This window comes from Butyrivibrio sp. FCS006 (assembly GCF_000424525.1).
In the GTDB taxonomy this organism is placed as follows: Bacteria; Bacillota; Clostridia; order Lachnospirales; family Lachnospiraceae; genus Butyrivibrio.
Genome location: NZ_AUKB01000008.1, coordinates 635,735 through 652,973, shown reverse-complemented (window position 1 = coordinate 652,973; position 17,239 = coordinate 635,735). Strand labels below are relative to the sequence as shown.

Sequence of the window (17,239 nt, the reverse complement as noted above, 5' to 3'; positions counted from 1 at the left end):
ATGAAAAAACTCCTTAAATACTTAAAACATTACAGACTTGAATCTATTCTCGGACCGCTCTTTAAGCTCTTGGAAGCTTCTTTTGAGCTTCTGGTTCCGCTTGTCATCGCATCAATGATTGATGTCGGCATCGCAAACGGAGATAAATCACACATTATCAGAATGTGCCTTATTTTGCTGCTGCTTTGTGCTGTTGGCTTTGCCTGCGCTGTGACAGCACAGTTTTTTGCTGCAAAAGCTGCTTCGGGATTTGCTGCCAAGGTGAAGAGAGCGCTGTTTGACAACATCCAGAAATTATCCTATGCAGATATCGATAAAGTCGGCACATCTGCCATGATCACCAGGATGACCAGTGATATAAACCAGGTTCAGCAGGGAGTCAATCTGACAATAAGGCTGCTTCTTCGTTCGCCTTTTGTTGTGTTTGGCGCATTTGTCATGGCCTATACCATCAGCCCGAGCCAGTCCCTGATTTTCCTTGTTACCATAATCCTGCTCTTCATCGTTGTCGGCGTCATCATGAGATGGAGCATCCCCAAGTACGGTCTGATACAAAAGGGACTTGATAAGCTCCTTTGCCTTACAAGAGAGAACCACACCGGCGTAAGGGTGATCCGTGCTTTTAATCTGCAGGAGAAGGAAAAAGAGAATTTCAACGAGCACAATGACCTTCAGATGAAGCTTCAGAGCTTTGTCGGTAGCGTATCGGCACTTATGAATCCCGTAACTTACGCAATACTCAATCTCGCCGTAGCATTTCTCATCTACAGAGGCGGAATTGTTGTAAATAGAGGGGAGCTTTCGCAGGGTGATGTTGTTGCTCTTTATAACTACATGGCTCAGATACTTGTTGAGCTTATTAAGTTCGCAAACCTGATCCTTACTGTGACCAAGGCTATAGCGTCCGGAAACCGTGTAGAGGAGATGCTTGAGATGAAATCCTCTATGACAGACGGTAATATAACTGAATTTAAGAACACCAAGGACCACATTGTATTTACCGATGCTTCCATGAGATATGCAGGAGACATCGAGGATTCACTTTATCCATTTTCACTGAATATTAAGAGGGGTGAGAGAATCGGTATAATCGGCGGAACAGGTAGCGGTAAGACAACGCTTGTAAATCTGATTCCTAGATTCTATGACACAAGATCAGGAAGCGTTACAATTGACGGTGTTAATGTCAAAGACTATCGCATGGATGCCCTTAGGGAGAGAATCGGTATCGTTCCGCAGAAGGCAGTTCTTTTCCATGGAACGATCAGAGACAATATCAGATGGGGCAAGAACGATGCCACTGATGATGAGATTAATGAGGCGCTTACAATTGCTCAGGCAAAAGAGATTGTTGACGGCAAAGAAAACGGTCTTGATACCGTTGTGGCTCAGGGAGGTAAGAACTTCTCTGGAGGCCAGAAGCAGAGACTTACGATTGCACGTGCCCTCGTTAGAAAGCCAGAAATACTGATCCTTGATGACAGTGCATCAGCTCTTGATTACCTGACGGATAAAAGGCTGCGCGATGCTATTGCATCCATGGATAATCCTCCGACCACCATAATTGTGTCTCAGAGAACAGCCTCTGTCATGAATTGCGATAAGATAGTTGTCCTTGATGACGGACATGTGGTTGGAATAGGAAATCATGACAACCTCCTTAAACACTGCGAGGCGTACAGAGAGATATATGAATCTCAGTACAAGAAGGAGGTGGCACAATGAACAGGAAAGCTTTGAAAAAAGTTCTGCGTTATGCAGGAAAATACCATTTCCTAATAGCTGTTTCGATGTTACTTGCTATTGTGACAGCTCTTTTGTCACTGTATGTTCCTATACTTGCCGGCAATGCAATAGATTGTATTGTTGGAAAAGACAATGTGGATTTCGCAAAAGTTACCGAGATCCTAATCAGAATGGCAATTACGGTACTCTTTATCGCCATATGCCAGTGGATCATGAATACCGTCAACAACAGGATAACCTTCAGAGTTGTAAGAGACGTAAGGAGAGATGCCTTCGCAAGGCTCCAGGTATTGCCTTTTGAGTATTTGGACAACAAGCAGACAGGAGATATAGTTAGCAGGATAATAGCTGATGTTGACCTCTTTGCGGACGGACTTCTTATGGGCTTTACACAGCTCTTTACGGGAATAGTGACAATAGTCGGAACCCTTGTTTTCATGTTCTATTTGAACTTTGGTATTGCTATTGTTGTAGTCGTATTAACGCCATTATCACTCCTTGTTGCGAGGTTTGTTGCGACCCGAAGCTTTAAGCTCTTTAAGCAGCAGAGCGAAGCAAGAGCAGCACAGACATCCTTTGTCGATGAGATGATCGGTAATCTATCGGTGGTTAAGGCATTTGCTCATGAAGATGAGAATATAGATGCCTTTGATACTATGAATGACAACCTTGAGAAAGTCAGCGTAATGGCAACCTTCATTTCTTCGCTGACCAATCCTTCGACCAGGTTTATTAACAACATTGTATACGCAGCTGTTGCGCTGTTTGGCTCGTTCACCTGTATTGCTGGTGGAATGACAGTCGGAGGACTTACCATTTTCCTTAGCTACGCGAATCAGTACACTAAGCCATTTAACGAGATTTCCGGTGTCATAACAGAACTTCAAAATGCCCTTGCATGTGCAGCACGAGTATTTGAGCTGATTGAGGAAACTCCTGAGAAGAATGACCTTGATGATGCAAAAGAGCTTATGGACGTCAAGGGTAAAGTAGATATAGAGGATGTGTCTTTTTCCTATAATAAAGAAACCAGCCTTATTGAAGACCTGAACCTGTCCATAACAAAGGGGCAGAGAGTTGCTATCGTAGGACCTACAGGTGCAGGAAAATCCACACTCATCAACCTTCTTATGAGATTCTATGATGTAGATAAGGGAAATATCCTGATTGATGGAATTGACATAAGAGATCTTAAGAGGGGAAGTCTTCGCGAGAACTTCGGCATGGTTCTTCAGGAAACATGGCTCAGAAGCGGAACCATCAGAGATAATATCACGCTTGGAAGAGAGGGCTTTACTGATGAGCAGATAATAGAAGCTGCCAAGGCTGCCCATGCACACAGCTTTATAAAAAGGCTCCCTGATGGGTATGATACTGTCATCACAGAGAATGGCGGAAATCTCTCACAGGGCCAGAAACAGCTCCTTTGTATTACAAGAGTAATGCTGGATATCCCACCTATGCTGATTCTCGATGAAGCTACATCTTCAATTGATACAAGGACAGAGATAAGGATCCAGAAGGCCTTTAACAAGATGATGAAGGGCAGAACCAGCTTTATTGTTGCCCACAGGCTCTCAACAATACGCGAAGCTGACCTTATACTTGTTATGAAGGAAGGCCATATCATCGAGCAGGGAATACATATGGAGCTTGTTGCTAAGAGAGGCTTTTATTATGAGCTTTACACGAGCCAGTTTGGGTGATAAATTAGTATCCTCACTTGTTTTATAAATGAAAGGATAGTTGCTATATGAGAAACCCTGATATATCCGGGGCTTATGATGAACAGCGCTGTAAGGACATTGAGCGCAGTATCATCAAGAAATACCGAAAAGAGATATGGTGCAAGTTTACAAAGGCCATAAATACTTATAAACTAATAAGTGACGGCGACAAGATAGCTGTCTGTATATCCGGTGGCAAGGATTCCATGCTGATGGCCAAGCTCTTCCAGGAGATACTTCGTCATGGGAAAAAGAACTTTGACGTAGTTTTTCTTGTGATGAATCCGGGATACAATAAGCTAAACTACGACCTTATAATGACAAATGCCACAATAATGGGCATTCCGGTACAGGTTTTTGAGTCGGACATATTTGATGTAACCAGTAGCCTTGTTGAAGGTTCACCCTGTTATCTCTGTGCGAGAATGAGAAGGGGCGCTCTTTACGCCAAGGCCAAAGAGCTGGGATGCAATAAGATAGCCCTCGGCCACCACTATGACGACGTTATCGAGACCATTCTCATGGGAATGCTCTATGGCGGACAGATTCAGACCATGATGCCCAAGCTTCACTCCACAAACTTCGAGGGCATGGAGCTGATAAGACCCATGTACCTTATAAGGGAAGAGGACATCAAGCACTGGTGCAATTACAATGAGCTCAAGTTCATTGCCTGCGCCTGCAAGATGACAGAGAAAAGAGATGCATCTGTAAACCCCGGCGATGTCAGTAAGCGTGCTGAGGTAAAAGAGCTGATCAAAGAGCTCAGGGAAAAGAGTCCCTATATTGAATCAAATATTTTTAAAAGTGTGGAAAATGTCCACCTTAATGCGATAATATCTTATAAGACGAACAAAACAGGCAGACATCATTTCCTGGATACATATGATGAAGGTGATTTTTAAGGAGATTTATGAGCGAGCAGGAAAACAGCAGACCAATATTTATAATAGGACATAAGAACCCTGATACAGACTCTATCTGTGCAGCCATAACCTATGCTAACCTCAAGAACAAGGTTTTTGGCGGCAATTATATAGCTTGCAGAGCTGGACATTTAAATGAGGAGACTCAGTTTGTTTTGTCTCACTTTGGAGTTGATGTTCCGGCTTATGTAAAGGATGTAAGAACACAGGTCAGAGACATGGAGATAAGGCGTATTGACGGTACCAGCAGAAAGATGTCTCTTAAAAATGCCTGGGCCAAGATGCGTGATGCAGACGTTGTTACACTCTGTGCAACAGAGGGCGACGAGCTGGCAGGTATCATTACAACCAATGACATTGTTGAGACCTACATGGATGTGATCGATCCTCACATTCTTTCACAGGCCAAGACTTCTTACAAGAATATTGTTGAGACGCTTGATGGAGAGCTTATTGAAGGTGATATCAACGAAGAACTCACAAGTGGTAAGGTTGTTATCGCAGCTGCAAGCCCTGAGATGATGGAGAACGTCATTGAGGCCGGAGATGTGGTAATCCTTGGAAACAGATATGAGACACAGCTGTGCGCAATAGAGATGGATGCAGCATGCATTATAGTTTGCGAGGGTGCAGAGGTTGCAAGAACTATTAAGGCTCAGGCATCGGAGCATGGCACCAAGATCATAACAACACCACACGATACCTTTGTTGTTGCAAGACTTATCAACCAGAGTATGCCAATCGAGCATATCATGAAAAAAGACAATCTGGTAACCTTCCACATGGATGACTACATTGAGGATATCCAGGAAGTAATGGCTTCCATGAGGCACAGATACTTCCCGGTTCTTGATAAAAACGATAATTACATCGGTATGATCAGCCGAAGAAATTTCCTCGGTGCTCACAAGAAACAGCTCATTCTTGTAGACCACAACGAGAAGAATCAGGCAGTAAACGGAGCTGATGCAGCTGATATAAAAGAGATCGTTGACCATCACAGACTTCGTACCATTGAGACAGCCGGTCCTGTTTATTTCAGAAACATGCCTCTTGGCTCAACATGTACAATCATATACCTCATGTACAAAGAATATGCTCAGGAAATAGATCCTACTACAGCAGGTCTTTTGCTTGCAGCTATTCTCTCAGATACATTGATGTTCCGTTCACCTACATGCACCAAAGTAGACAGAGATGCAGGTGAGGAGCTTGCCAGGATTGCAGGCATTGATTATGAAGAGTTTGCAAAAGAGATGTTCCACGCAGGTTCAAATCTTGGCAGCAAGACAGCAGATGAGATCATCCATCAGGATTTCAAGAAGTTTACTGTGGATGATATGACAATCGGTATCGGACAGATCAACTCCATGAGTGCTGACGAACTTGTTGAGATCAAGGACAAGATAATGCCTGAACTTAAGGACGTTGCTGAGTCTGACGGACTGGACATGCTGTTCTTTATGCTTACAAATATCATTGACGAGTCTTCACAGGTTGTCTTCTCGGGGGCGAAGGCACTTCATACACTTAACTCGGCATTTGGTATAAATTCAGAGGGGGATGTGGTTTTACTTCCGGGAGTTGTTTCTCGTAAGAAGCAGCTTCTACCGGCTATTGTAGAAACCATACAGCAGTAAAAAACTATATTACGGGGGTTACGGGTAAATGGAAGAATTAAGAACGCTTCTCTTGCACGAAATAGTAAAGGTATATGGACCTTTACAGGGGCAGGGAATAGGAGCTATAGTCATTCCTGCATTTATCGGAGATTTCAAGAAGGTACTGGATTCAGAGGAGAGCTTTGATGAGGTATCAGAGGAATACATGACTGAGGACAAGAAAGTCCATCTTATATTGGAAGGTCGCAGGAAACTCGGCAAAAAAGGTGTTAAGCTTGAGATCACCGGAGCTGTAGTCAATGACAAGAGGCTTCATTTAACAGAAGAGCATTGCTACGTATGAAGGATGAACTGATCAGAACTGAATTGTTACTTGGTGCACAGGCGCTTGAGAAGCTAAAAAACTCAAGGGTCTGTGTTTTTGGTGTGGGTGGAGTCGGAGGCTACGTTGTAGAGGCTCTTGCAAGGAGCGGAGTAGGATCAATTGATATAGTTGATAATGATGAAGTAGCTATGTCCAATATAAATCGACAGATCATCGCACTTCACAGCACAGTAGGAAAAGATAAAGTTGATGTGGCAAGGGACAGAATACTGGATATAAATCCGGACTGCGTAGTTACTTGTCATAAATGCTTTTACCTTCCTGAAACAAGTTCTGAGTTCGATTTTAATGAATACGATTATGTGGTTGATGCGATAGATACTGTAACAGCCAAGATAGATATCATCATGAAGTGTAAGGAACTTGGTGTTCAGATCATCAGTTCAATGGGAACAGGAAATAAGCTTGATCCTACTAAAATAAAAGTTACAGACATTTACAAGACTGAGATAGATCCACTTGCCAAAGTTATGAGGCGAGAACTTAAAAAGCGTGGAATTAAAAAGCTTAAGGTCGTATACTCAAACGAAGAGCCTATAAAACCTGATAAGGAAATGATCGATGCTGAGCTAAAGGCATCCGGTTCGCAAAAGAGGACAGTTCCCGGAAGTTCAGCGTTTGTTCCTCCTGTTGCAGGCCTTATAATAGGGCGAGAAGTAGTAATGGATCTTATAAAAAATGATACAGAGGCATCAAAATGAGTGAAGAGAATTTAAGGTGGAAACTGGTTAAAGAAGAACATTTAAAGCAGGATAAATGGATCGATTTTCGCCAGAATATATATGAGCTTCCAAATGGAACAGATATAGGACCTGTATATAACTTTTCAAAACACAGCTTTTCAGTGGTTGTAGCTACAGATGAAGATGGAAAGTATATCTGTGTCAAGCAGTACAGACATGGAATAGATGAGGTTACAACAGAGTTCCCAGCAGGTGGAATTGAGTATAAAGAGACTGAAAACCACCCGTATATTACAGCAAGAAATACTATCGCAACTGAAGAGGAAGCCTTAGAAGCTGCAAAGAGAGAACTTGCTGAAGAGACTGGCTATGTTTCCGATAACTGGAGACATCTTCTTACAATACCTGCTAATGCAACTCTTGCCAGCAATAATGTACATATATATGCTGCAAAAGACTGCCGGAAGGTAACTACTCAGCATCTTGATGATTCAGAATTCTTAAATGTAGTTCTATTTACTGAAGATGAGCTTAAAGAGCACATCTTTGGTGGGGACTTCAAACAGGCCCACCATGTACTTGCGTGGTATTTGTCAAAAGAATGAATAAAGAGGTCAGTGAGTCAGTGGGGACGTTTCAGTTTGACTCATTTTGCTTCACAAAATGAGTCAAACTGAAACGTCCCCACTGACTCACTGACTCCTTGATTTACTACTTGAATATGAATTACCCCTGTGATAAACTAATTAAGTTGTTAGCCGGCATGTCGGAATGGCAGACGATGCAGACTCAAAATCTGTTGTGGGTAACCACGTGTGGGTTCAAGTCCCACTGCCGGCATTTAAACCTCGGAGCAAATTGCTTCGAGGTTTTTTGTATATTTAAACGCAATTACGTCAATACTATGCTATAATTAGAATATGAAGCTGGTATCTGTTGACAAGTTAATACCCGGAATGGTTGTTTCAGAGAATGTCTATACTCTGGATGACAGGCTTGTTCTTCCCAAGGATACAGTCCTTGATCAGAAGGATATTGAGAGAATAAAATCCTATTCACTCTACAATATCTTTGTCGAAGAGGAGATGAAACCTGTCGGGTCAGGTGCCAAAAAGCCTGAAGGGCCTCTTTCTACACCGTCCTATGCAGAGAAGATAAGAAACACCGAGGAGTTTATCATATTCAAGCAGCACATCGAGGACTATTCCGAGCAGCTTGAAGAATCTTTTAGAATGCTCGCAAATGACTCCATTCCTCTGGACGTAGAAAAGCTTACTGAGCCTGTATATCACCTGTTTGTAGAAGCCGGTGGTACAGCGGGTATTTTTGATATGCTTCATAATCTGAGAGATAATTCCGATGCAGTTTTCATGCATTCCCTTAATGTATCCCTTATCAGCAATACTCTGGCAACCTGGATGAAACTGCCTGAAGAAAAGGTTCAGGTGGCAACAGCTGCAGGCCTTCTTCATGACATCGGCAAAATGCTTGTTCCGTCAGAACTCCTTAACAAGAAGCAGGAGCTTACCGAGTATGAGCAGAGAGCTATGAACGAACACGTTATAAAGGGATATGAACTGGTAAAGGATAAAAACATTGATGCACATATCAAGAACACTATCCTTATGCATCATGAACTAAGGGATGGAAGCGGATTTCCGCTTCATCTTAAAAATGAAAAGATCGATGAGATCGCATCTATTGTTACCGTAGCAAACGTCTATGATAACCTGACATCCAGGAGAATCTACAGAGAACCTGTATGTCCTTTTGCTGTGCTTGAACAGTTTGAGAAAAACGGCTTAGATAAGTACGAACCTAATGCCATCATGACTTTTATGGGTAACATCGTAAATACCTTTATTGCCAACAGAGTAAAACTCAGTAACGGACAGGTTGGCGAAATAATCTTTATCAATCCTGATCATCTTTCTAAGCCGACAGTTAAATGCGGAGATGAGTTTGTTGATCTTGCGCACAATAAAGGCTTATCAATCACCGCAGTCATCTAAAAGTAAATTTGCACAAAAGCAGGAAACGAAATTTGGTAAAAGCGTTTCTTGTTTATAATATTGCCTTTTGTTACTATAAGCATGTGGAAACCATTAATTCGTTATCGGTTTCCTAGTATAGAAACAAATGTCATTTAAACAGCCATGTTCGGCGGAATGGAAGGTAATATGACTGACAGATCTAAAGTAATATTCGGTAATGTCATTGATGCAAAAGATTACAATAAAGCATTAAAATCCAAAAAGAAATTCATGAAGAAATACGGAGATGATTCAAACGTCGATTATAAGATCAGAGTATCTGACAACGAAGTAATAGGACCAATCCTCGGAGTTAAGAATATAGATGTAACTGCTAAGATTCCTGCAAACGAAGGCACAATTGACAAGGATAAAGCAATCATTGTTGGAAACATCAGAATGGGCTTTGGTCATTACCGTATTTCAATGGCTATGGCTTCTTACGCACAGCACCTTGGATATACACCTTACTGGCTTGATCTTAATTCATTTAAAGAGACAACCTGTACCAAGGTAATCAGTGCTCAGAATGACCTTTATTCCCTTGGTTCAAGGCTTTCCAAGAATCCTATCTTCAATAAGCTCGTCTGGGAGCCTACAAATTATGAAGGATTCAGAGCCCTGACCTACAATTCATCAGATCAGAAGAACGCAGAGCTTATGGCTCCTGTATACAGAAATATTGATAAAGACATTCCTGTTATCGCAACTCATGTATGGCCTGCCCAGGCAGCTATTCATGCAGGAATGAAGCATGTTGTAAATGCAATCCCTGATAACTGGCCAATGGCGCTTCACCTTTCAGAAGGTTCCCTTCACACCATACAGTGCAGAAATGCATACATGGGATACAGGATCCTCAACGGAATGAACAAGAAAAAGGTATGTAGCCCAATGCCTCAGGATTCTCTTGTTTATACAGGCCACTATATAGATTACGAGCTTGTAGAGAACATTGAAAAAGACTGCGAAGCACGCGTGGCCAGAAGAGAAATGAGAAAGCCTATGAGATTTCTTTTGACCATCGGCGGAGCCGGAGCACAGAAGGAAATCTTTGCTGAGATCATTAAGCATCTGATCCCATACATCAGGGATAACAAGGCAGCTCTCTATGTAAATGTTGGTGATTACAGAAACGTCTGGGATGAGCTGGTAAAAGAGATCCCGGGAATGAAGGAACTTGCAACAGAGCATATGGATAAATGGGATGACACCTGCAAGTTTGCAGAGGATGCCCTTGATGAGAACACACTGGTTACAGGAATTCATGGCTTCTATCATGCAGATATCTTCAAGGCTGTATATACAACAAACCTCCTTATGAGAAGCTGCGACGTACTTGTTACAAAGCCAAGTGAACTTGCATTTTACCCGGTTCCCAAGCTCTTTATAAAGAGAGTAGGTAAGCATGAGATGTGGGGTGCAATCCATTCAGCCGAGATCGGCGACGGCACACTGGAGTGCAGAGATATTCCTCATACAATCCAGATGCTTGAGCAGTTCTTAAAAACAGATCTTCTCAATGAAATGTGTGCAAATATTATTGAGAACAAAAAGGCCGGAATCTACGATGGAGCAAAGAAAGTAGTAGAGCTGGCAGTAGCAATGAAAAACAAATAAGCCAAAAGGCGAGGGAGACAATCGTGGAAAAGAGAACTTTAACAGGACTTGAGAAATTTGCATACGGTATCGGTGCGGTTGGAAAAGACATGGTCTACATGCTTTCCGCATCATATGTACTTTACTATTTCCAGGACATCATGGGCGTAAGTGCAATCGCAATGGGTATCATTCTTCTGGTTGCCCGTGTGTTTGATGCATTTAATGACCCTATCATGGGTGTTATCGTAGCCAAGACAAAGACAAAGTGGGGTAAATTCAGACCCTGGCTCATGATCGGTACTATCACAAATACAGTACTGCTCATCATGATGTTCGCAGCACCGCCTTCATTATCACCTAAGGGACTCATTGCTTATGCTGCAGTTACCTACATCATGTGGGGAGTAACCTACACAATGATGGATATTCCTTACTGGTCAATGGTACCTGCCTTTACTGAGAGCGGAAAAGAGAGAGAAGGTCTTTCAGCTCTTGCCCGTTCCTGCGCAGGTGTGGGTTCAGCCATCATCACAATCGTTACAGTTATGAGCGTTGCAGCAATCGGAAGCAGCATGGCAGCTAAGAGCACCGACAATATTGTAAAAGAGTTCGATGCAAGCAATACAGCATTTACATATTATGTAATTGAGAGAGATGCTGACGGTAATGCAACAAGCAACAAGACAGAGCTTTCAGATGCTTCAGTGGATATCGTAGTAACAGGGACTCAGAAGGTATTTGACGGAGCTGTTGGTGATGAGAATACCAAGGCCGGTGTTATTTACCTCAATAATGACAACACAGATTACACCTTTACTGCATCCGGTATAACCCTTGGAAAGTCAGACGGAAACAATGCAATTGAAATTTCCATGGATAGCCAGGATTGCGGAGAAGCAGTAGTTGCAGTCTATGTTCCAACTGAGCAGTACAGTGCCATTACATCCGCATCGGATAAGTCACTTAAAATAATGGCTGCATCCACACTTGAAGTTGAGAGACTTGGTTTCAAATACTTCTCCATCATAATCGGCATACTGTTTATTCTCTTTATTACAATTACCTGTGTTTGCATCAAAGAGAAGTCTACAGTTGATATGAAGACAGCTTCAATCGGAGAGATGTTCAGAGCTCTTGTTCAGAATGATCAGGCCATGACAATTGTTATCACCATCGTTCTCGTAAACACAGCGCTTTACATCACATCCAATCTGCTTATTTACTTCTTCAAGTATGACCTTGCGGGAAGTAACTGGCAGGGCAATTATACACTGTTCAATACCTTTGCAGGCGGAATGCAGATCCTCGCTATGATGCTTTTGTTCCCGCTTCTTCGAAAGGCATTTACAACACTTAAGATATTCTATGTTTGCGTAATTGCAGAAATTGCCGGATACATAGTTCTTCTTACCATGGCTCTCAGCGGAGTTACAAATGTATTTGCATTCTTTGTTCCCGGATTCTTTATCATGTCCGGTGCAGGAATCCTCAACGTTGTAGTTACAGTATTCCTTGCAAATACCGTTGATTATGGCGAGATTAAGAACTATAGAAGAGATGAGTCCGTTATCTTCTCAATGCAGACCTTTGTTGTTAAGCTTGCTTCAGGTATCGCAGCTCTTGTTGCATCTATCTGCCTGACAATCTTCAACATTCAGGAGAGCAGCGCAGCAGTTCTTGATATGGCAGGACTTCTTAACAAAATCGCTAATTCAGGTGTGCTTGCATCAATTGATAACAGCTCAGTAATCGGCCTTAGAATGATCATGACAATCGGACCTACAGTTGTACTTGTGATCGCGCTATTATTCTTCAAGGCTAAATACATACTTAATGATGAGAAGCTTCAGGAAATCTCCATGGAGCTTGTCATGAGAAAATCAGAAGGCATAGAAGAGAAGTAATTCTCATTCCATACTAAACTCATCTTCATTTCCTTTCCAATGAGTACCGTAATACATTTTACGGTACTTTTTTGGTGTCATTTTTGTCTCTTCGGAAAAGAGCTTTATGAAGTGGCTCTGGGATGAGAAAGATAGATAGGAAGCAATCTCGACCATAGAAGAATCGGAAAACCTGAGAAGGTTCTTGGCCTTATCTATCTTTACTTTTCTGATATAATCACTGGGAGAGATTCCCATTTCAGACTTAAACAGTCTTGAGATATAGCTTGCTGAATTTCCTGTAAAATCAGCAAGATCTTCAATGGTTATACGCTCCTTGATATGGGCATAGATGTAGTTGATGCACTCGGAAATAGGTCTTGAAAGGGCAGCATTTTGCCTTAGTATCTGCATTCTCTTTGTGTAATCAAGGATCATTTTGTTATGCCACTGTTCAATTTCATCAAGGGTAAAGAGATAATCAAGCCTTTGAATATAATGGTCTGAAAGCCTGAAAGAGAGCTCCATTTCCATACCGTTTTCGGTGCATATTCTTGAAACGAGTGCAGCTGTAACAATGAAGTGATACTTAAGATTAAGGACAGGGTCTTTTGACAAAACACCTACACCCTCATTGTCCATAAATCTATGCTGGCGGCAGTTTTCCAATATAGCTTCGACATCGCCTCCTGCAACCTGTCTGTAGAACAATAGCTCATCGTTCTGGCTTCTGTGTATCATTTCCTTATCAAGATTAAAGAGCTTTTCAGTATCCATAGTTTTCTCCTGCATCCTATCTGCTTCTGCAAATGATAACATATCCATGCTTTAAAATGCAATTTAATGTCATGAATATGTTATTTTTTCTTTGCTTTTGATATAGAAATTACAAAAAATGTATTAACATGACCTTTGTAATTCAACTATAAGTTTTGGGTAAGGAGATGCTTATGAAAAAGTTTAGACGCAGAAGCTTAAGTGTTATAGCAATGTCGGCTTGCCTGGCATTTACAGGAATTCAGTTTCCGGTAATAGCTAACGCAGAGACAGATGCTGCAGATGACGGTTATTCTCTTGTCTGGTCTGATGAATTCGAGGATGGGGCCCTTAATACATCAGATTGGAACGTAGAGCAGCATGAACCCGGCTGGGTTAATGCAGAGCTTCAGAGATATACTTCTCTCGACGAGGGTAACATTGAGGTAAGAGACGGAAATCTCGTTATCAAGCCTCATGTAACAGAACCTGAAGTAACCGAAGAAGAAAGCTCAGAGCCGGCAGAAGTTAAGGAAACAGATGTAGGCTTCACTGTTGATTTCGGAGCAGATACATCAGAGTCAATTGCAGTTCAGATCAATTTTGGTCTTATAGGTGATGGCTTTGAAGGGACCTCAGGTGCTGCAAACGTAACTATTTCAGAAGTTTCATTAAAAGATATTACAGATGAAGAGAACGTAGTCGAAGTTTTCTCATCTTTTGATTCAAGCTGGATGGGAGGAGTAACATCTCCTGCGGCAGGGAGCTTTTGCTTCGATAACGGAGCAGCCTATCTTACGATCGAAAATGCAGGTGATCAAAACTGGAATTTTCAGATTCAAAAAACCGGTATTACTTTCGAAACAGGACATAAGTACAGCTTCCATATGAAAGCATCATCTGATGCAGACAGATCAGTTGAACTCAGCGCTCTTGATCCTGACAACGGATATGCATGGTACGGCGGTACAAAGGCTCTTATCGAAGGCAGCGCAGCTCAGGGAAATAGTGGATCTGCCGGCAGTGGAAAGAGAGAAATCACTTCAGGCCGTATTACTACTCAGAATAAACACGATTTCACATACGGACGTTTTGAGGCAAGAGCTAAGGTTCCTGCAGGTCAGGGATATCTTCCTGCATTCTGGCTCATGGCTACAGATGAGGGATTCTACGGACAGTGGCCAAAATGTGGCGAGATCGACATCATGGAAGTAATGGGACAGAATACATCTAAGTCCTATCACACAATACATTACGGATACAGCGCAGGAACAGGACATAAAGAGAACCAGGGAACCAAGGTCCTTTCTGACGGTAGCTTCTCAGATGAGTTCCATACCTACACACTTGATTGGGATCCCGGTAAACTCACATGGTATGTTGATGGTGAGCAGGTTTACACAACAAGTGACTGGTACACAGGAACCGATGATGACAACCAGGTTACATATCCTGCACCTTTTGATCAGGATTTCTACATCATTCTTAATCTTGCTGTAGGCGGAAGCTGGGTTGGATATCCGGATGACGCAGCCTATGGTGATATGAACAACCAGGCATATGAGATCGATTATGTAAGAGTTTATCAGAAATCTGCTGAGGAATATGAGAGACTTGAAGCAGAATGCAAGCGCCCTGAGAAGGAAGAAGTTAAATTCAGGGAAGCAGATGAGACCGGCAACTTTGTAATTAACGGGGATTTTGCAAAGGAGATCGGTATTGACGGCGATGCATCAGCTGATAAGGACAACTGGAAGTTCCATACAGAATCAGATGCTGCAGGCGCAACATACGCTATAAAAGATAATTCTATAAAGGTAACACCTGATAAAGCAGGTTCACAGAACCACAGCGTACAGCTCAAGCAGGAAAACATTCCTATGTACAAAGGCTGGGAATATGAGTTTTCCTTCGATGCTGTAGCAGATGAAGAGAGAGACATTGTAATTGATGTGGAAGGGCCTGATAGAGGCTGGACCAGATACATGCAGGATACAACTGTAAGAGTTGGAACTACCAAGCAGAGCTACAGCTACACATTTACAATGAATGACAAGAATGATCCAAACGGATCACTTGAGTTTAACTTTGGTAAGAACACTCCTGCATCAGCAGTAACAATTTCAAACGTAAGACTTACACACAAGTCAGGCGATGAGATCGTTGACGACAACGCTAAGGTTATCAGACCTGATGGAAACTATATCTATAACGGATCCTTTGATCAGGGCGATAGAAGACTTGGTTACTGGGAGTTTGATGAAGAAGATGCGCAGTACATTTCAGTAACTAATTCAGGATCAAAGAGAGAACTTAAAGTAACTGTTCCTGAAGGTAAGAATGTAACTGTTAAGCAGTCAGAACTTTCACCTATTGGCAAGGGACAGTATGAGCTTTCATTTAATGCAAGATTTGAGAATGGCGCAGCTGACGGACTTACAGTTAATATGGCAGGAAACAGCTATATCCCTGAGCTTACAGACACAGACTCTAAATTCTCCAAAAAGCTTAATTATGATGAGGACCTTGACAGAGCAGCATCAAATGTAGAGCTTAAATTCGAGAAAACCGGAACATATTATCTGGACAACATTTTCTTTACAGAGTCTGCTCTTATTAAGAACGGTTCATTTAACGCAGGTATGGCAAGCTTCAGCCCATATATCGACTCTCAGGTAAAGGCAAATTATGTTGTTGATAATATGAATGGCAATGACAACACATTTGCGATCACCATTGAGGATACAGTAGCAGAGTCTGCAGCCAACGACTGGTATGTACAGCTCAACCAGGACGGTGTTACTCTTGAGCAAGGAAAGAGCTACAGATTGTCCCTGAGAATGAAGTCTTCAATCGAGAGAAAAGTTAAGTACTGCATGCAGCAGTTTGAAGGAGACTGGACAAACTATTCAGGAAACGGCCCTGTAACAATAGGACCTGAATGGCAGACTTTCACAACTGAATTTAAGATGGAATACCCAACAGATACAAAGACAAGATTTAATGTGACTATGGGTTCAATCGACGGTGAGAGAATTGCCCAGCAGCACGATGTATTTATCGACGATATCTCTCTTATTGAGATTGATGAAGCTGTAGTAGAGCCGGTAGATCCTCAGCCCGGAGATGATCCGGTGGTAGAGCCGGTAGTCCCTCAGCCTGGAGATGATCCGGTGGTAGAGCCGGTAGACCCTCAGCCCGGAGATGATCCGGTGGTAGAGCCGGAAAACCCTGATCAGCCTGAGCCTGAACCTGAGCCACAGCCGGAGCCTGTAATTGTGATCCCTCCTATCATTCAGATAATTGCTCCTGTGGTAAAAGTGGTCAAGAAGATTGTAGTAACAGTATTCAGCATTCTTAGAAGACTGTTCTGGTAATAGCAAAAATTCAATATACCCTACACACTGCTCCCTGATAATAAACCCTGATTATCAGGGAGCTTTTCGTTGTAAAAACATGGGTTTTGTAGTATTCTATATCTTGTAGAATTATTTGAAATTAGCCCTTTTTGGCATACAACATGTTGACAATAGATTGACTATGATCGAATGCAAACAGATGGAAAAGTTAATTCCGCAGTTTCTTGATGATGACCTGGATAATCAGGACCTTGCTGACTTTTTGAATCACATTGATAACTGCCCCGAGTGCAAGGAGGAGCTGACAATACAGTTCCTGGTCCGCGTAGGTATGCAGAGACTTGAGGATGGTAACACCTTCAACCTTGTCAAGGAGCTTGAGAGAGAGCTTGCGGATGCTAAGAAGAAAATGCACCGAAGGAAAACCCTGGTGCTTATAAGCTACATACTTGAGATCGCAGTGGCAGCGTTGTTTGCACTGTGTCTTTTGCTTGCAATCGCACTTTAAACCCGGAGA

General features: G+C 42.3%; 13 protein-coding genes, 1 tRNA gene and 1 pseudogene. 14 read left to right on the top strand and 1 reads right to left on the bottom strand.

Translation table 11 applies throughout. The features are described 5' to 3' along the window. The 12 genes and pseudogenes from G633_RS0102835 (at position 1) to G633_RS20370 (ending at position 12,628) form a co-directional block, all read left to right on the top strand. Positions 1-1,725 (top strand): ABC transporter ATP-binding protein, encoded by a 1,725-nt coding sequence (locus G633_RS0102835; protein ID WP_026519003.1) that lies wholly within the window; start codon positions 1-3, stop codon positions 1,723-1,725. Beyond that, entirely contained in the window at positions 1,722-3,452 is a 1,731-nt protein-coding gene (locus tag G633_RS0102830; protein WP_026519002.1) for an ABC transporter ATP-binding protein, read from the top strand. Before G633_RS0102835 ends, G633_RS0102830 begins: the two co-directional genes overlap by 4 nt. A gap of 47 nt (positions 3,453-3,499) precedes the next feature. Then, complete coding sequence (locus tag G633_RS0102825; RefSeq protein WP_035770420.1) at positions 3,500-4,378, top strand: tRNA 2-thiocytidine biosynthesis TtcA family protein; 879 nt, start codon at positions 3,500-3,502, stop codon at positions 4,376-4,378. 8 nt (positions 4,379-4,386) lie between these two features. Next, positions 4,387-6,039, top strand: coding sequence for a putative manganese-dependent inorganic diphosphatase (locus G633_RS0102820; protein ID WP_022767031.1), 1,653 nt, complete (start codon positions 4,387-4,389; stop codon positions 6,037-6,039). Between the two features lie 28 nt (positions 6,040-6,067). After that, a complete protein-coding gene (locus G633_RS0102815; RefSeq protein ID WP_022767032.1) occupies positions 6,068-6,364 on the top strand; it encodes a hypothetical protein in 297 nt (98 codons plus the stop codon). Continuing rightward, positions 6,361-7,107, top strand: a complete 747-nt coding sequence (locus tag G633_RS0102810; RefSeq protein ID WP_026519000.1) for a tRNA threonylcarbamoyladenosine dehydratase — start codon at positions 6,361-6,363, stop codon at positions 7,105-7,107. Before G633_RS0102815 ends, G633_RS0102810 begins: the two co-directional genes overlap by 4 nt. Further along, positions 7,104-7,694, top strand: a complete 591-nt coding sequence (locus G633_RS0102805) for an NUDIX hydrolase (RefSeq protein WP_035770416.1) — start codon at positions 7,104-7,106, stop codon at positions 7,692-7,694. Before G633_RS0102810 ends, G633_RS0102805 begins: the two co-directional genes overlap by 4 nt. A gap of 152 nt (positions 7,695-7,846) precedes the next feature. After that, positions 7,847-7,929, top strand: a tRNA-Leu gene (locus G633_RS0102800). Positions 7,930-8,009: 80 nt separating this feature from the next. After that, positions 8,010-9,101 carry an HD-GYP domain-containing protein gene (locus G633_RS17180; protein WP_081664665.1) on the top strand — a complete coding sequence of 364 codons (1,092 nt, stop codon included), beginning with the start codon at positions 8,010-8,012 and terminating at the stop codon, positions 9,099-9,101. Between the two features lie 168 nt (positions 9,102-9,269). Further along, the gene (locus G633_RS0102790; RefSeq protein WP_022767036.1) at positions 9,270-10,742 is read left to right on the top strand and encodes a DUF6937 domain-containing protein; all 1,473 of its coding nucleotides are present in this window, start codon (positions 9,270-9,272) and stop codon (positions 10,740-10,742) included. Positions 10,743-10,831: 89 nt separating this feature from the next. Beyond that, positions 10,832-11,290 (top strand): annotated as a pseudogene (locus G633_RS20420) (MFS transporter); the annotation flags it as partial. Then, complete coding sequence (locus G633_RS20370; RefSeq protein ID WP_081664669.1) at positions 11,270-12,628, top strand: MFS transporter; 1,359 nt, start codon at positions 11,270-11,272, stop codon at positions 12,626-12,628. The pseudogene G633_RS20420 and the gene G633_RS20370, both read left to right, overlap by 21 nt. 3 nt (positions 12,629-12,631) lie before the next feature. Here G633_RS20370 and G633_RS17165 read toward each other — a convergent pair whose 3' ends face one another. Further along, positions 12,632-13,384 carry a helix-turn-helix transcriptional regulator gene (locus G633_RS17165; RefSeq protein ID WP_022767038.1) on the bottom strand — a complete coding sequence of 251 codons (753 nt, stop codon included), beginning with the start codon at positions 13,382-13,384 and terminating at the stop codon, positions 12,632-12,634. 173 nt (positions 13,385-13,557) lie between these two features. Here G633_RS17165 and G633_RS17160 point away from each other — a divergent pair, with 173 nt between their 5' ends. Together G633_RS17160 and G633_RS17155 are read left to right on the top strand one after the other, a co-directional pair. After that, complete coding sequence (locus tag G633_RS17160; RefSeq protein WP_026518998.1) at positions 13,558-16,740, top strand: carbohydrate binding domain-containing protein; 3,183 nt, start codon at positions 13,558-13,560, stop codon at positions 16,738-16,740. Positions 16,741-16,921: 181 nt separating this feature from the next. Beyond that, complete coding sequence (locus G633_RS17155; protein WP_196804219.1) at positions 16,922-17,230, top strand: zf-HC2 domain-containing protein; 309 nt, start codon at positions 16,922-16,924, stop codon at positions 17,228-17,230. Positions 17,231-17,239 lie beyond the last annotated feature (9 nt).

Excerpts from the sequence above, each read along its gene's own strand:
- G633_RS0102835 (WP_026519003.1), top strand. The coding sequence starts at position 1 with ATGAAAAAACTCCTTAAATACTTAAAACATTACAGACTTGAATCTATT.
- G633_RS0102830 (WP_026519002.1), top strand. The coding sequence starts at position 1,722 with ATGAACAGGAAAGCTTTGAAAAAAGTTCTGCGTTATGCAGGAAAATAC.
- G633_RS0102825 (WP_035770420.1), top strand. The coding sequence starts at position 3,500 with ATGAGAAACCCTGATATATCCGGGGCTTATGATGAACAGCGCTGTAAG.
- G633_RS0102820 (WP_022767031.1), top strand. The coding sequence starts at position 4,387 with ATGAGCGAGCAGGAAAACAGCAGACCAATATTTATAATAGGACATAAG.
- G633_RS0102815 (WP_022767032.1), top strand. The coding sequence starts at position 6,068 with ATGGAAGAATTAAGAACGCTTCTCTTGCACGAAATAGTAAAGGTATAT.
- G633_RS0102810 (WP_026519000.1), top strand. The coding sequence starts at position 6,361 with ATGAAGGATGAACTGATCAGAACTGAATTGTTACTTGGTGCACAGGCG.
- G633_RS0102805 (WP_035770416.1), top strand. The coding sequence starts at position 7,104 with ATGAGTGAAGAGAATTTAAGGTGGAAACTGGTTAAAGAAGAACATTTA.
- G633_RS17180 (WP_081664665.1), top strand. The coding sequence starts at position 8,010 with ATGAAGCTGGTATCTGTTGACAAGTTAATACCCGGAATGGTTGTTTCA.
- G633_RS0102790 (WP_022767036.1), top strand. The coding sequence starts at position 9,270 with ATGACTGACAGATCTAAAGTAATATTCGGTAATGTCATTGATGCAAAA.
- G633_RS20370 (WP_081664669.1), top strand. The coding sequence starts at position 11,270 with ATGAGCGTTGCAGCAATCGGAAGCAGCATGGCAGCTAAGAGCACCGAC.
- G633_RS17165 (WP_022767038.1), bottom strand. The coding sequence starts at position 13,384 with ATGGATACTGAAAAGCTCTTTAATCTTGATAAGGAAATGATACACAGA.
- G633_RS17160 (WP_026518998.1), top strand. The coding sequence starts at position 13,558 with ATGAAAAAGTTTAGACGCAGAAGCTTAAGTGTTATAGCAATGTCGGCT.
- G633_RS17155 (WP_196804219.1), top strand. The coding sequence starts at position 16,922 with ATGGAAAAGTTAATTCCGCAGTTTCTTGATGATGACCTGGATAATCAG.